The organism is Ewingella sp. AOP9-I1-14 (genome assembly GCF_052375995.1).
In the GTDB taxonomy this organism is placed as follows: domain Bacteria; phylum Pseudomonadota; class Gammaproteobacteria; order Enterobacterales; family Enterobacteriaceae; genus Ewingella; species Ewingella allii.
This window is the reverse complement of record NZ_JBQSVA010000004.1, coordinates 325,376-338,840: the sequence shown is the minus strand read 5'-3', so window position 1 is coordinate 338,840 and position 13,465 is coordinate 325,376. Positions and strand designations below refer to the sequence as shown.

The 13,465-nt window shown below is 53.0% G+C and carries 12 protein-coding genes; 6 read left to right on the top strand and 6 right to left on the bottom strand.

Annotated elements, in window-relative coordinates; genetic code table 11:
* Nucleotides 1–16: 16 nt before the first annotated feature.
* Nucleotides 17–1,951, bottom strand: a complete 1,935-nt coding sequence (yeaG, locus tag ACT3RT_RS14180; protein WP_353502135.1) for a protein kinase YeaG — start codon at nt 1,949–1,951, stop codon at nt 17–19.
* 533 nt (nt 1,952–2,484) lie between these two features.
* Between yeaG and ACT3RT_RS14175 the strand changes: the two genes are divergently transcribed.
* Nucleotides 2,485–3,234: a MipA/OmpV family protein gene (locus ACT3RT_RS14175; protein ID WP_353502134.1), complete on the top strand. Its 750-nt coding sequence runs from the start codon at nt 2,485–2,487 to the stop codon at nt 3,232–3,234.
* Between the two features lie 93 nt (nt 3,235–3,327).
* On the opposite strand, the gene ACT3RT_RS14170 is transcribed toward ACT3RT_RS14175, so the two are convergent.
* Both ACT3RT_RS14170 and gapA read right to left on the bottom strand, forming a co-directional pair.
* Nucleotides 3,328–4,194: a D-hexose-6-phosphate mutarotase gene (locus ACT3RT_RS14170; protein ID WP_496203201.1), complete on the bottom strand. Its 867-nt coding sequence runs from the start codon at nt 4,192–4,194 to the stop codon at nt 3,328–3,330.
* A 76-nt stretch (nt 4,195–4,270) separates the two neighbouring features.
* Nucleotides 4,271–5,266, bottom strand: a complete 996-nt coding sequence (gene gapA, locus ACT3RT_RS14165; protein WP_154147643.1) for a glyceraldehyde-3-phosphate dehydrogenase — start codon at nt 5,264–5,266, stop codon at nt 4,271–4,273.
* A gap of 348 nt (nt 5,267–5,614) precedes the next feature.
* On the opposite strand from gapA, the gene msrB reads away from it, so the two are divergent.
* Nucleotides 5,615–6,028 (top strand): peptide-methionine (R)-S-oxide reductase MsrB, encoded by a 414-nt coding sequence (gene msrB / locus ACT3RT_RS14160; RefSeq protein WP_353502132.1) that lies wholly within the window; start codon nt 5,615–5,617, stop codon nt 6,026–6,028.
* Between the two features lie 108 nt (nt 6,029–6,136).
* Nucleotides 6,137–6,409, top strand: a complete 273-nt coding sequence (locus tag ACT3RT_RS14155; RefSeq protein ID WP_396130637.1) for a YeaC family protein — start codon at nt 6,137–6,139, stop codon at nt 6,407–6,409.
* A 70-nt stretch (nt 6,410–6,479) separates the two neighbouring features.
* On the opposite strand, the gene pncA is transcribed toward ACT3RT_RS14155, so the two are convergent.
* The 3 genes from pncA to sppA form a co-directional block, all read right to left on the bottom strand.
* Nucleotides 6,480–7,106: a bifunctional nicotinamidase/pyrazinamidase gene (gene pncA / locus ACT3RT_RS14150; protein WP_496203200.1), complete on the bottom strand. Its 627-nt coding sequence runs from the start codon at nt 7,104–7,106 to the stop codon at nt 6,480–6,482.
* Nucleotides 7,107–7,118: 12 nt separating this feature from the next.
* The gene (gene ansA, locus ACT3RT_RS14145) at nt 7,119–8,129 is read right to left on the bottom strand and encodes an asparaginase (protein ID WP_353502129.1); all 1,011 of its coding nucleotides are present in this window, start codon (nt 8,127–8,129) and stop codon (nt 7,119–7,121) included.
* 161 nt (nt 8,130–8,290) lie between these two features.
* Nucleotides 8,291–10,147 carry a signal peptide peptidase SppA gene (sppA, locus tag ACT3RT_RS14140; protein WP_353502128.1) on the bottom strand — a complete coding sequence of 619 codons (1,857 nt, stop codon included), beginning with the start codon at nt 10,145–10,147 and terminating at the stop codon, nt 8,291–8,293.
* A 201-nt stretch (nt 10,148–10,348) separates the two neighbouring features.
* Between sppA and ACT3RT_RS14135 the strand changes: the two genes are divergently transcribed.
* From ACT3RT_RS14135 to ACT3RT_RS14125, 3 genes are all read left to right on the top strand, one after another.
* Nucleotides 10,349–10,900 (top strand): NAD(P)H nitroreductase, encoded by a 552-nt coding sequence (locus tag ACT3RT_RS14135; RefSeq protein ID WP_353502127.1) that lies wholly within the window; start codon nt 10,349–10,351, stop codon nt 10,898–10,900.
* Between the two features lie 261 nt (nt 10,901–11,161).
* Nucleotides 11,162–13,129, top strand: a complete 1,968-nt coding sequence (locus tag ACT3RT_RS14130) for a DNA topoisomerase III (protein ID WP_496203199.1) — start codon at nt 11,162–11,164, stop codon at nt 13,127–13,129.
* Nucleotides 13,119–13,424: a DUF1496 domain-containing protein gene (locus tag ACT3RT_RS14125; protein ID WP_353502125.1), complete on the top strand. Its 306-nt coding sequence runs from the start codon at nt 13,119–13,121 to the stop codon at nt 13,422–13,424. Before ACT3RT_RS14130 ends, ACT3RT_RS14125 begins: the two co-directional genes overlap by 11 nt.
* Nucleotides 13,425–13,465 lie beyond the last annotated feature (41 nt).

The following is a 13,465-nucleotide window of genomic DNA, read 5'->3' as shown; positions in this document are numbered from 1 at the left end:
TGCCAACGATCCTCTGTTACGAAGATTTTCTCACGCGCAGATACCATTCACACAACAGGCGAACCTGCTTGCGTGTATATCCTTTCTCCATCATTCGGTCGACAAAGTCATCGTGTTTTTTCTGTTCATCGGTCGACGTTTTGGCATTGAATGAGATAACCGGCAGTAATTCCTCAGTATTCGAGAACATTTTTTTCTCGATAACCGTGCGCAGTTTCTCGTAGCTGGTCCAGTTCGGATTACGGCCGCTGTTCTGTGCTCTGGCGCGCAACACGAAGTTGACTATCTCGTTACGGAAGTCTTTCGGGTTACTGATCCCGGCTGGTTTTTCGATTTTCTCCAGTTCGGCATTCAGTGACTCGCGGTCAAACAGTTGGCCGGTATCCGGGTCGCGATACTCCTGATCTTGGATCCAGAAGTCGGCATAGGTGACATAACGGTCGAAAATGTTCTGTCCGTATTCCGAGTAGGACTCAAGGTAAGCCGTCTGTATCTCTTTGCCGATAAACTCAGCGTATTTCGGGATCAGGTAGCCTTTCAGGTGCTCAAGGTATTTCTCGGCCACGTCCTGCGGGAACTGCTCGCGCTCAATCTGCTGCTCAAGGACATAGAACAGGTGGACCGGGTTAGCGGCGACTTCCGCGTGGTCGAAGTTAAAGACGCGCGACAGGATTTTAAACGCAAAGCGTGTCGACAGGCCGTTCATCCCTTCATCCACACCGGCGTAGTCACGGTATTCCTGATAAGACTTGGCTTTCGGGTCGGTATCTTTCAGGCTTTCACCATCATAGACGCGCATTTTCGAGTAACTGCTCGAGTTTTCAGGCACTTTCAGGCGAGACAGAATCGAGAAGCGCGCCAGCGTTTCCAGCGTTCCCGGCGCGCAAGGGGCGTGCACCAGCTCACTGTTGCTCAACAGCTTGTCGTAAATCTTGATCTCTTCGGATACCCGTAGGCAATAAGGTACTTTGACAATATAAACGCGGTCGAGGAACGCCTCATTGTTCTTATTGTTGCGGAATGTCACCCATTCTGACTCGTTGGAGTGAGCCAAAATGATGCCGTTGAACGGCAGGGCGGAGATGCCTTCGGTGCCGTTATAGTTACCTTCCTGCGTGGCAGTCAGTAACGGGTGCAGCACTTTGATTGGCGCTTTGAACATCTCTACGAATTCCATCACACCCTGGTTAGCGCGGCACAAAGCACCGGAATAGCCATAGGCGTCGGGGTCGTTTTGCGCGTGGTTTTCCAGCTTACGGATGTCCACTTTACCCACCAGCGCGGAGATGTCCTGGTTGTTCTCATCGCCAGGTTCAGTTTTGGCGATAGCAATTTGTTCGAGAATGGATGGCCAGACTTTGACCACTCTGAATTTGGTGATATCACCGCCGAATTCGTGCAGGCGTTTGGCGGCCCACGGCGACATGATGGTGCCGAGATAGCGAGTCGGGATGTTGTATTCTTTTTCAAGAATGGTCGCATCTTCTTGCGGATTGAACAGGCACAGCGGGTGATCATTCACCGGGCTGCGCTCGCCGTTGGCACTCAGAACGTAGATAGGCACGCGCTGCATCAGCGCTTTCAGCCGTTCTGCGAGGGAGGATTTACCACCCCCCACCGGGCCTAATAAATAGAGGATTTGTTTCTTTTCTTCCAAACCTTGAGCGGCATGTTTTAGGTAGGAAACGATCTGTTCGATAGCTTCTTCCATACCGTAAAACTCTTCGAACGCGGGGTAACGAGCAACAACCCGGTTGGAGAATAAACGCGACAGGCGTGGTTCTAGCGCGGTGTCTACCATCACTGGTTCACCGATCGCCATCAACAGGCGTTCCGCGGCATTGACGTAAGCACTTTTGTCTTGCTTCGCAATGGTAAGGAATTCCTGAAGTGTGAACTCTTCGTCCTTGGCAGCTTCATAACGCTGGCGATAATGGTCAAATATGTTCATACGTTGCCCGTCCTTCGTTAATTTATCCGCGGCAATTGAAACCGAGACTTCAATGACGTTGGATATAGCACAGGTTAATGAGAGCGTTGGAAATCAAAAACAGCTCCCGGAAAAAAGCTCTCCATCTCAGTGCAGCAACCCTTATGCCAACTTGCAGAAACCCATTTTTCACACGAACAGATTTAAATTATTGCGACTGCCGTGAACCAGCGGGTCGGGAAGTGCCTCAGATGAAGTCTTTCATCTATAAATAAGCGTAGTTTGGCATTACAAAAATTTCCTCTCCTCAGATCCCATTTTTTAAGACATATCAATGACTCACTTCAGGGCATTCTACTTTGAAGCCTTGTAGGACGTGGGCTGCGCGGGTAATGCCTCGCGTTTAGTCATTTTTATTTCATACTTTGCATATAAATTATGCGATCGCCTTGGTTTTTCTGCGTAAGTTATTCACGACAACTGTAAATGCTAAGCGAAGCGATTATTCTTCGCTTACACTACTGGCGGTTTTTAAATTAAGGGAATTAATAACAATGAAAATTTCGCATTTCAAAACATTGTCCATCGCAACCGCAGCCGTCCTGTTTAGCCACGCCGCTGCGGCGGGGACATGGTCGCTGGGTGCATCAGCATTAGTCGACGTAAATCCGTATAAAGGGTATGACACTAAAGTTCTCCCAGTTCCGATCATCAGTTATGAAGGCGATGATTTTTATTTCCACACGCTGACTGCCGGTTATTACCTGTGGAAAGACGATCAGAACAAATTCAGCCTGACCGCGACTTACATTCCGTTCGGCTTTAAGCCTGACGATTCTGATGATTCCCAGATGAAGCGTTTAGATAAACGCCGTGGGACATTGATGGCGGGTCTGGCTTATTCACATATCGAAGACTGGGGTACTATCCGTACCACCTTCAACGGCGACGTGCTGGATAACAGTGATGGCATGGTGGCTGATCTGGCTTACCTCTACACCTTCCACCAGGACAATTGGGCGCTGGTACCGGGTATTGGTGTGCAGTGGAGCAGCAGTAACGAAAACCAATACTACTACGGTATTAACAGCAACGAATCACGCCGTAGCGGCCTGAGCAGCTACTCGCCGGATGACAGCTTCAGCCCGTATTTGGAGTTGTCTGCCAAATATAACTTCAACAAAGACTGGCAGGCCTTCTTCATGGGCCGTTACATCCGTCTGGATAGCGAAGTGAAAGACAGCCCGATGGTCGATAAATCCTACTCAGGGATGTTGTGGACTGGCGTGACTTACAGCTTCTAAAAACAGACACGCCCCAAAATGGGGCGTAGTTTGCTACAAAATGGGGCGATTCGCCCCATTTGCACATCTGCAGTGCGACAAAAAGTCAGGGCACTATTTTTTACTAATAGTTACAGCCAGTTTGGCTGGTTTAGACGCGGTGCTCTTCTGCGCCTGCGTGACGCAGCCGGTTTCCACACACACCATGGTCTTGTAGCTGTCATCCGCCATATCTTTCATGCTGGTGGACAATTCCACACCCGGGTTCCAGGCAATCACGTCGCTATTGTGGTGATGTTCTACCACCAGCGAGCGGTTGAATGCTGAATCCACGATCAGGCTGGTGGTCTGTGGCTGGGTGAAGATGCGGTCAACTTGGCCGTTGAAGGTCAAATCGCCCTGCAGCTCAGATTCTTTCCCGCCATTCACTTTGTCGATGAAAGGCTGGCCGAGGCCGGCCACTTTTACTTTGTCGATGTCGCCAATGTTGAAGTAGGCGTGCAGGGCGCTGGTGGTTTCGAAATCACCGGTGGACTCCAGCTCAATGTGACAGGTCTCGCCGAGGGTAAATTTGGCGGTCAGCTGGAACTCGTGTGGCCAGAGTTCGCGGGTTTCTGCGCTGTCTTTCAACGTCAGAGCCAGCTCGACGCCTTGCTCATTTTCACTATAAGAAGTCAGTTCCCACGCCAAATTGCGCGCAAAGCCGTGCGAAGGTTTACCCGCCGGGCCGAACCAAGGCCAGCAGATTGGCACGCCGCCGCGAATAGCCACGCCAGGCTTGAACGCGGTTTCTTTGCTCAGCCAGATAATAGGTTCTTCGCCTTCAGGCTGCCACGCCACCAAATGAGCACCTTGTAAGGTGATGGCTGCGCGTAATTTAGGATGGGTGATAACCAGAACCGGTAATTCATCAATCTGACGCTGGCTGATTGCCGGCGTGATTTGTTTTAAGACGGGTAGAGTAAAGAGTTTTGCGGTCATGAGTTGAATCCTTGATCGGCAGAAAGCAAAAGGGCGACTTAGCGTCGCCCTTCAATCATTTCTTCACATCAGCCAATTATTTGGAGATATGAGAAATCAGGTCCAGAACTTTGTTTGAGTAGCCAGTTTCGTTATCGTACCAAGAAACCAGTTTCACAAAGTTGTCGTTCAGAGCGATACCTGCTTTAGCATCGAATACTGAAGTCAGTTTTTCGCCGTTGAAATCGGTAGAAACCACTTCATCTTCGGTGTAGCCCAGAACGCCTTTCAGCTCGCCTTCAGCAGCGGCTTTGATCGCTTCACAAATTTCTTTGTAAGAAGCTGGTTTTTCCAGACGTGCAGTCAGGTCAACAACAGAAACGTTGGTGGTTGGAACGCGGAACGCCATACCAGTCAGTTTGCCGTTCAGAGCAGGGATAACTTTACCTACAGCTTTAGCTGCACCGGTAGAAGAAGGGATGATGTTCTGAGATGCGCCGCGGCCGCCGCGCCAGTCTTTGTGAGACGGGCCATCAACGGTTTTCTGAGTAGCGGTAGTTGCGTGAACAGTGGTCATCAGCGCTTCAACGATACCGAACTTGTCGTTGATAACTTTAGCCAGTGGTGCCAGGCAGTTAGTAGTACAAGAAGCGTTAGAAACGATTTCCTGACCTGCGTATTCTTTATGGTTAACGCCCATAACGAACATTGGGGTGTCATCTTTAGATGGACCAGTCAGAACAACTTTCTTAGCGCCAGCTGCGATGTGTTTACGTGCAGTTTCGTCGGTCAGGAATAGACCGGTTGCTTCAGCAACAACGTCAACGTTAACTTCGTTCCATTTCAGGTTAGCTGGATCACGCTCAGCAGTAACACGGATGGTTTTGCCATTTACAACCAGATGACCGTCTTTAACTTCAACGGTACCGTCGAAACGGCCGTGGGTTGAGTCGTACTTCAGCATGTATGCCATGTAGTCAGCGTCTAACAGATCGTTGATTGCTACGATCTCGATGTCAGAACGTTCTTGAGCAGCACGAAAAACAATGCGACCGATACGGCCAAAACCGTTGATACCTACTTTGATAGTCATATATTCCACCAGCTATTATTTAGTGAATAAAAGGTTGGTTGTAAAATTACAAAAACCTTCCTAAGCGTCAAGCGGAATCGTGTCAATACTTGCTGTAAGTCAAAGCTCAGACTCACTTTTGCTCGGATATTGCACATTCCGTTTTCTAATCGGCTAGAAAAGACATGGGGGCCGTTTCGCCGAATATAAAGTGCATCGAGTACAAATATGTGATCTGTATCACATTGCCCTTTGGCCCAACGCCGATGGCATACAGTTTAAGCCAAAACGTGCAGACTCGTTGTTAATTTATTGTTATAATAAGCTGTTATTTTAGTTGATTTTCCTATCTGGCAGAGAATGACAACCATGGCCAATGAATCCAAAGATCCATCTTCTTCAGTACAACTCACTGAAATCCAGCATTATGTGACGCAAGAGCGCGGTACCGAACGCCCGTATACCGGTAAATTACTGCACAATAAACGTGATGGGATCTATCACTGTCTGGTGTGCAATTCGCCACTTTTCTACTCCGATACCAAATATGACTCCGGCTGCGGCTGGCCGAGTTTCTACCAGCCAGTGACCCATGACGCCATCACGTATCTTACTGATAATTCTCACAATATGGAAAGGGTGGAAATCCGCTGCTCCAACTGCGACGCCCATTTGGGGCACGTTTTTCCAGACGGCCCAGAGCCAACCGGTGACCGTTACTGTGTAAACTCGGCCTCGATGAGCTTTATCGATGGTGAAAACGGCGACAAAACAGCGGGCTAAATGGTGGGATAAACACCCGTTAAAGCTGCGGTGTAATTTAAACGACAAAATCGATTCAGCCATTATTCACCACCCGATGAATAATTAGCCAAGACGAGAGAGCGGTTGATGGAAATTAATGATTTGGTCGGCGTGATGACGCCGGAGATTTACCAGCGACTGGCGCAAGCCGTGGAATTGGGGAAGTGGCCGGACGGCGTGAAGCTGACGCCGGAGCAGAAAGAGAACAGTCTGCAAATGGTGATGCTCTATCAGGCCCGCCACAACACCGATGCCCAGCACATGAGCATTGGCACTGACGGCCAAATCGTCACCAAGAGCAAGCAGGAGCTGAAGCAGCAGTTTGCTCAGGAAGCCTTAATCCGCATCAAACCGGAATAAGCGCGCAGCACTATGAGCAATAAGAAAAGGGCGCAAATGCGCCCTTTGTCATGTCTGGTGGTCAGAGGTATTAGCTCAGATCAGCGAGGGTAATAAGCTCAGCCCCGGCCTGCTGCATCTCATCAATCGCCTGCTGGCTATCCTGCGGGTTAAGATTCACCCCTCGGCAGCCTTCGACCAGCAACTCAACCTTATACCCCAGCTCTAGCGCGTCCAGCACGGTAAACTTGACGCAGTAATCCGTCGCTAGTCCCATGACAATCAGGCGTTGCACCTGCTTTTCTTGCAACCATTGGTGTAATCCGGTGGCGGCGCGATGAGCATTATCGAAAAACGCGCTATAGCTATCGATAGCGACGTTTTGACCTTTGCGCACCACGTGATCGAATTGCTGGCTATCAAGCTGCGGGTGGAATTCCGTGCCGCGCTGGCCCTGGACGCAGTGTACCGGCCACCACACCTGCGGCAGGCCGTCGAGTTCACCCAGCGTCCACGGCTCTTCATTGGCGTTTATGGCAAAGCTGCCGTGGGCCTGCGGGTGCCAGTCCTGCGACGCCACCACGGCAATGCCCTGTGACTTACAGGTCTCAATAGCCTGATTCGCCACGCTAATCGTGGCATCGCCTTCCTGCACCGCCAGCGCGCCGCCGGGGCAGAAATCATTTTGCAGGTCGATCAACAATAATGCGGATTTCATCGGGCGCTCCTGTTATTCGGTCAGTTCACCGCGCAGGTTTTGCTGCATCAAGACACGGATTTCCTCAGCCGACAGCGGCTGGCTCAGCAAGTAATGCAGTTTGGTCAGCGTGGCTTCCACGGTCATATCAAAGCCGCTGATCACGCCGGAGTGCGCCAGCGCGTTGCCGGTGGCATAGCCACCCATATCCACACGGCCGGAGATACACTGGGTGAGGTTAACCACCACGATGCCGCGCTCGGAGGCGTCTTTCAGCACTTTCAGCAAGTCGCCTTTCTGCGGCGCATTACCCACGCCGTAGGAGCGCAGGATCAAGGCCTTAACCGGCTGCATCAGGAAGTTTTCTACCACTTCGGCAGAGATCCCCGGATAAATCGTCACCACGCCAATCGGCTGTGGTGTGATGTCATGCACCTTCAGCGGGCCAGTGGCGGGCGGGATAGAAGGCGTAGACAGACGGCGAATGTGGATCCCGGCCTCCAGCAGCGGCGCAAGATTTGGCGACGCAAAGGCGTCGAAGCCGTCGGCATGGGCCTTGGTGCTGCGGTTGCCGCGATACAGGCGATTGTTGAAGAACAGCGAGACTTCGTTCACCGGATGGTTCGCCGCAATATAGAGCGAATTCAGCAGGTTAATTTGCCCGTCAGAGCGCAGAGCTTCCAGCGGGATTTGTGACCCTGTCACAATGACCGGCTTGCCGAGGTTCTCCAGCATAAAGGAGAGCGCCGAGGCGGTGAACGCCATGGTATCCGTGCCGTGCAGGATAACAAACCCGTCGTACTCATCGTAATGCGCCAAGATATCGTCGGCGATGTGCTGCCAGTCTTCCGGCGTCATATCGGAGGAGTCCATCAGCGGCGCGTATTCTTGAATAGTGAACTCAGGCATCTCCGGGCGGTGGAACTCAGGCATCAGCGCCAGCTGGCGCTGCAGGTGGCCGGAGACCGGGATATAGCCGTTTTCAGAGCGTTGCATACCGATGGTACCGCCGGTGTAGGCGACATAAATTGATTTTTTGGTCATGACAGGATTCTTTGTTTTTTTAGAAAGATTGCTTTCGGAATATAGAGCTTTTCAGAAATACAAAACGCGATGGCTGGAAGTATAAGGGCAACAAGGTGTTTGTCTCAAAAATAAAAAAGCCCGGCGGTTAAGCACGGGCTTTTGGCAGGGCGAGGAGAAACTTATTTCACGTCGCCGCAGGTCAGGCACAGCGCGTAGCGGTTTTGCGGATCGTTCATGTTATTGAACAAATCAGCCTGAGATTTCAACTCCAGCGCCATTTTGGTCACCGGCGCAGGCAGGTAAGCCTGAACCGCCGCTGGCAGCATGGCGTGCGCCGAGGCGCTCACCTGTGAAAACACCAGATCGGTGAAGCTTGGCTCGTTGACGTACCAGTTCAGCTGCCATTTTGGCAGTTTCGCCAGCTCGGCGGCTTTCTTCACGGCATCATCGAAATCACCCAGTTGGTCCACCAGACCGTCATTTTTGGCATCAGAACCAATCCAGACGTGGCCTTGGGCAATCTGGTCGATCTGCTCAGGGGTTTTATTACGCGCTTTTGCCACTAAACCGATGAAGGTTTTGTAGCCGTTCTCGATGTTCAACTGCATCATCTGCGAGAACTCCGGTGGCAGGGCTTTGGTCGCGGCAACGTCGGCCAGCGGCGATGTCGCCACGCCGTCGGTATGCACGCCAAAGTTGTCGAGGGTGTTTTGGTAGGTGTTGATCACCCCGAAAATACCGATCGAGCCGGTCAGCGTGCTTGGGCTGGCAATAATGTAGTTCGCCGGCGTTGAGATCCAGTAGCCTCCCGATGCCGCCATGCCACCCATGGAAACCACCACAGGTTTGCCCGCCGCGCGCGCTGCTGCCAGTTCAGAGCGGATCACTTCAGAGGCGCTGACGCTGCCGCCCGGGCTGTTTACGCGGAACACGATAGCTTTGATTTTTGGATCAAGGCGCGCATCGCGAATTTGCTGGGCGGTGGTGTCGCCACCCACTGCACCGGCTTGCTCTTCACCGTCGTTAATTGCGCCGTTAGCGAAGATAACCGCGATTTGCGGATCGTTATTATCCGGCTTCGACTTGGTGGAGTAGTCGTAGATGCTGGTGTAGTTAAAGTCTTTGGCCTGCTTGTTCCAGCCAAAGGCTTTCACCATGTCGTTATCCGCTTCATTGCGCGAAGCCAGAGTATCAACCAGCTTAGCTTTCAGCGCGTATTGCGCCATATCGCCGCCGGTCTGCTGCATACCGGCCAGAACGCCAGCCGCGCCAGGGAACAGCTGCTCAGGGGTGATTTGGCGGTTAGCCGACACGGTATTGAGGTAGTTGTTCCACAGTGCGCCAATCCAACGGCTGTCGGCTTCACGCGCGGCAGGGGACATGTCATCGCGAATCAACGGCTCAACCGCCGACTTGTAGGTCCCCACGCGGAAGATATTGGTGGTGACCTTCAGTTTGTCGAGCAGTGACTTGTAATAGAGGTTATTGGTGGCGAAACCGTGTAAATCCACCGCGCCCTGTGGCGACAGGTAGATCTTGTTGGCATAACTCGCCAGATAGTATTGCGACTGGTCATAGCTATCATTGATGGCGTAAATCGGCTTGCCGCTGTCGCGGAATTCGCGCAGGGCTTTACCGATGTAGTTCAGCGACGTCTGGTCAGTGCCGGTGAAATCACTCAGTTGCAGCACCATGCCGGTGATGTTTTTGTCATCTTTGGCCTGACGAATGGTGTCGACCAAATCAAACAGTGAGTTTTCCTGTAGGCGGTTGCTGGAAGTACCCAGCAGCTCGCGTCCCCACTGGCGAACCTTGTTGTTCACCGACGGCTTATCCACCACGGTTCCACTTAAATCAACCAGCAGGGCACCCTTAGTGGTGGTATCCGCAGGTTTGGATTGGAATGAGAAATAGACTCCGACACACAGCAAAATGAGCAGGATGAGGAATACGTTGAGGATGAACTCTCTGACGAAATTAAGAAGACGCCAGGTCCACTTAAAAAAACCGGCGATTATTCGCCACAATGTGCGCATGGTCTCTCCAACAAGACGGGAAAAGTATCGCTATCCTAATGACCCGCCGGAGAAATGTCAGCTTTAAATCATGTCAGAATTTGGCAAAGGGGCAGTAATCACGCGGTGCTATGGCGAAATCTGTGGTTAGCAAAAGGCTGACTGCTTATGTTAACGTTAGGTAAATGACTATCATTATCAAAAGCGCTTAGGGAGATTTAAATGGACGCTCTAGACTTATTGTTGAATCGCCGTTCGGCTTCACGCTTGGCGGCTCCAGCCCCGGCGGGCGAGGCACTGCAAAACATCATTAATGCGGGTATGCGCGCCCCTGACCACGGAGCCTTGCAGCCGTGGAAGTTTGTTATCGCCGAAAACGACGGCCTGACGCGCTTTAGCGAACTGCTGCGCGCCGCCGCCATCAAAGACGGTGCCGATGAGAAGGCGATTGAAAAGGCCACTCAGGCACCGCTGCGTGCGCCGCAAATCATCACCATTATCGCCAACTGCAAAGAGAGCGCCAAAGTGCCAGAGTGGGAGCAGGTGGTTTCTGCGGGCTGTGCGGTGCAGGCGATGCAAATGGCCGCGCTGGCTCAGGGCTTTAACGGCATCTGGCGCACCGGCGCGTGGACCGATCACCCAGACGTTCGCGCCGCGTTCAAATGTGGACCAACCGACAAAATCGTCGGCTTCCTCTACCTCGGCACGCCGCAGCTGAAGTCCAGCACTCAGGTGATCCCGGCCGACAGCAGCGCTTTCGTCTCTTATCTGTAATGGGCTGCAGTGGCAGATAAACCGCCATTCGCTGCTCTGAAATTCGCCGGTTTAGCGGGCATTATTCCGATAAACCGGTATTTCGCTGACTTTGTGAGCGACCATTCTACTCTCGACCCCTTCGTGACTTATCAATTCCTCCGCCAACGGCTAACATAGTCCTACCTGCACCCCCAACGATGCTGTGAACAAAGGATGGACGATGAGACTCAGGGCGATAAAAACGGTTTTACCCAATCCGACAGTTAAGGATGCTGCCTGATGCGTTTATTTATTGCCGAAAAGCCCAGCCTGGCTCGCGCTATCGCTGACGTTTTGCCAAAACCTCATCGTCGCGACGACGGTTTTATCGCCTGCGGCAACGATCAGGTCGTTACCTGGTGTGTCGGCCACTTGTTGGAACAGGCGCAGCCCGATGCCTACGACAGCCGCTATGCGCGCTGGAACCTCAACGACTTGCCGATTATCCCCGAAAAATGGCAGCTTCAGCCGCGCTCTTCGGTCGCTAAGCAGCTGAATGTCATTAAAAAACTGCTGTTGGAAGCCACTCAGGTTATCCACGCGGGTGACCCGGATCGTGAAGGGCAACTGCTGGTGGACGAGGTGCTGGACTACCTCGAACTGACGCCGGAAAAACGCCAAAGCGTGCAACGCTGCCTGATTAACGACCTCAACCCACAGGCCGTCGAACGCGCCGTTGAGCGCCTGCGCGATAATCGCGACTTTATTCCGCTCTGCGTCTCGGCTTTGGCGCGCTCCCGCGCCGACTGGCTTTATGGCATCAATATGACCCGCGCCTATACCATTTTGGGGCGCAACGCAGGCTATAACGGCGTGCTCTCCGTCGGACGGGTGCAGACGCCGGTGCTCGGGCTGGTGGTGCGCCGCGACGAAGAGATTGAGAACTTCGTTCCCAAAGATTATTTCGAAGTCAAAGCCCACATCGTGACGCCGCTGGATGAGCGTTTTGTGGCGCTGTGGCAGCCGAGCGAGTCCTGCGAGCCTTATCAGGATGAAGAGGGCCGCCTGCTGCACCGCCCGCTGGCCGACCACGTGGTGGCGCGAATTGCGGGCCAGCCCGCACTGGTCACCGGCTACAACGATAAGCGCGAAAACGACACCGCGCCGCTGCCATTTTCTCTTTCCTCATTACAGATTGAGGGTTCGAAAGCCTTTGGTCTCAGCGCCCAGCAAATCCTCGATATTTGCCAGCGGCTGTACGAAACGCACAAATTGATTACGTATCCGCGCTCGGATAGCCGATACCTGCCTGAAGAGCATTTTGCCGGACGACACGCGGTACTCAACGCCATCAGCATCCACCAACCCGATTTACTGCCGCAGCCGGTGGTAGATGTCGACAAACGCAATCGCTGCTGGGATGACAAAAAGGTCGATGCTCACCACGCGATTATTCCGACGGCGCGCAGCAGCAAGGTGAATCTCACCGACGACGAGCAGAAAATCTATAATTTGGTGGCGCGGCAATACTTGATGCAGTTCTGCCCGGACGCCGTATTCCGCAAATGCGTGATTGATTTGGATATCGCCGGCGGCAAGTTTATCGCCAAGGCGCGTTTTCTGGCTGAGGCGGGCTGGCGCACCCTGTTGGGCAGCAAAGAGCGTGACGAAGAGAACGAGGGCACGCCGCTGCCAGTGGTCGCCAAGGGCGATGAGCTATTGTGCGAACGGGGTGAAGTGGTCGAGCGGCAAACCCAGCCGCCACGGCCTTTTACCGACGCCACGCTGCTCTCGGCCATGACCGGGATCGCCCGTTTCGTGCAGGACAAGGCATTGAAGAAAATCCTGCGCGCTACCGACGGCTTGGGCACTGAAGCCACCCGCGCGGGGATTATTGAGCTGCTGTTCCGCCGCGAGTTTCTCTACAAGAAGGGGCGCTATATTCACTCTAGCGACACTGGCCGGGCGCTGATCCACTCGCTGCCGGACATCGCCGGACGCCCGGATATGACCGCCGACTGGGAGTCGACGCTGACTCGCATCAGTGAGAAAAATTGCCGCTACCAGGATTTTATGCAACCTCTGGTAGCGACCTTACAGAACCTGATTATTCAGGCGAAAACCACAAGGGTATCCTCGGCGTTTCGCAGTATTCCGTCCAAACCGGCGGGAACGGGCAAGGCGGCGACAGGTGCCAAAGGCGCGAAGAGCGCCCCTAAACGCCGTAAGGCACCGCCAAAAGGTAAGGAAGCGACCCATGATGAATAAACTGATAATGGCCGTGTTGGGCAGTTCGCTGCTGCTGGCCGCGCCCGCGATGGCCAATCGCCCTGGCATCGGCAATGGTGCAGATATCGTGGTTCCCCTGCCGCCGCAGGTGTGGGAGAACAGCGCTAATGCCAATCAAAACAGCGCGCCGACCTGTCATAACTGCTGCATTTACAATAACAAAAGCTACACCGAAGGGGCGGTGGTAACAGCCGACAGCATTGTATTGCAGTGCGTGCGCGACCCGCAGGTGGTGGGCACTAACGATTTGAAATGGGAACGGATGAAGAAGTAACGCCAGCCGTTCTGCAAGTGATCAGTGAATAGCAAAAGGGC

Bases quoted from the DNA above. Each gene is read 5' to 3' on its own strand.
- yeaG (WP_353502135.1), bottom strand. From the start codon at position 1,951: ATGAACATATTTGACCATTATCGCCAGCGTTATGAAGCTGCCAAGGAC.
- ACT3RT_RS14175 (WP_353502134.1), top strand. From the start codon at position 2,485: ATGAAAATTTCGCATTTCAAAACATTGTCCATCGCAACCGCAGCCGTC.
- ACT3RT_RS14170 (WP_496203201.1), bottom strand. From the start codon at position 4,194: ATGACCGCAAAACTCTTTACTCTACCCGTCTTAAAACAAATCACGCCG.
- gapA (WP_154147643.1), bottom strand. From the start codon at position 5,266: ATGACTATCAAAGTAGGTATCAACGGTTTTGGCCGTATCGGTCGCATT.
- msrB (WP_353502132.1), top strand. From the start codon at position 5,615: ATGGCCAATGAATCCAAAGATCCATCTTCTTCAGTACAACTCACTGAA.
- ACT3RT_RS14155 (WP_396130637.1), top strand. From the start codon at position 6,137: ATGGAAATTAATGATTTGGTCGGCGTGATGACGCCGGAGATTTACCAG.
- pncA (WP_496203200.1), bottom strand. From the start codon at position 7,106: ATGAAATCCGCATTATTGTTGATCGACCTGCAAAATGATTTCTGCCCC.
- ansA (WP_353502129.1), bottom strand. From the start codon at position 8,129: ATGACCAAAAAATCAATTTATGTCGCCTACACCGGCGGTACCATCGGT.
- sppA (WP_353502128.1), bottom strand. From the start codon at position 10,147: ATGCGCACATTGTGGCGAATAATCGCCGGTTTTTTTAAGTGGACCTGG.
- ACT3RT_RS14135 (WP_353502127.1), top strand. From the start codon at position 10,349: ATGGACGCTCTAGACTTATTGTTGAATCGCCGTTCGGCTTCACGCTTG.
- ACT3RT_RS14130 (WP_496203199.1), top strand. From the start codon at position 11,162: ATGCGTTTATTTATTGCCGAAAAGCCCAGCCTGGCTCGCGCTATCGCT.
- ACT3RT_RS14125 (WP_353502125.1), top strand. From the start codon at position 13,119: ATGATGAATAAACTGATAATGGCCGTGTTGGGCAGTTCGCTGCTGCTG.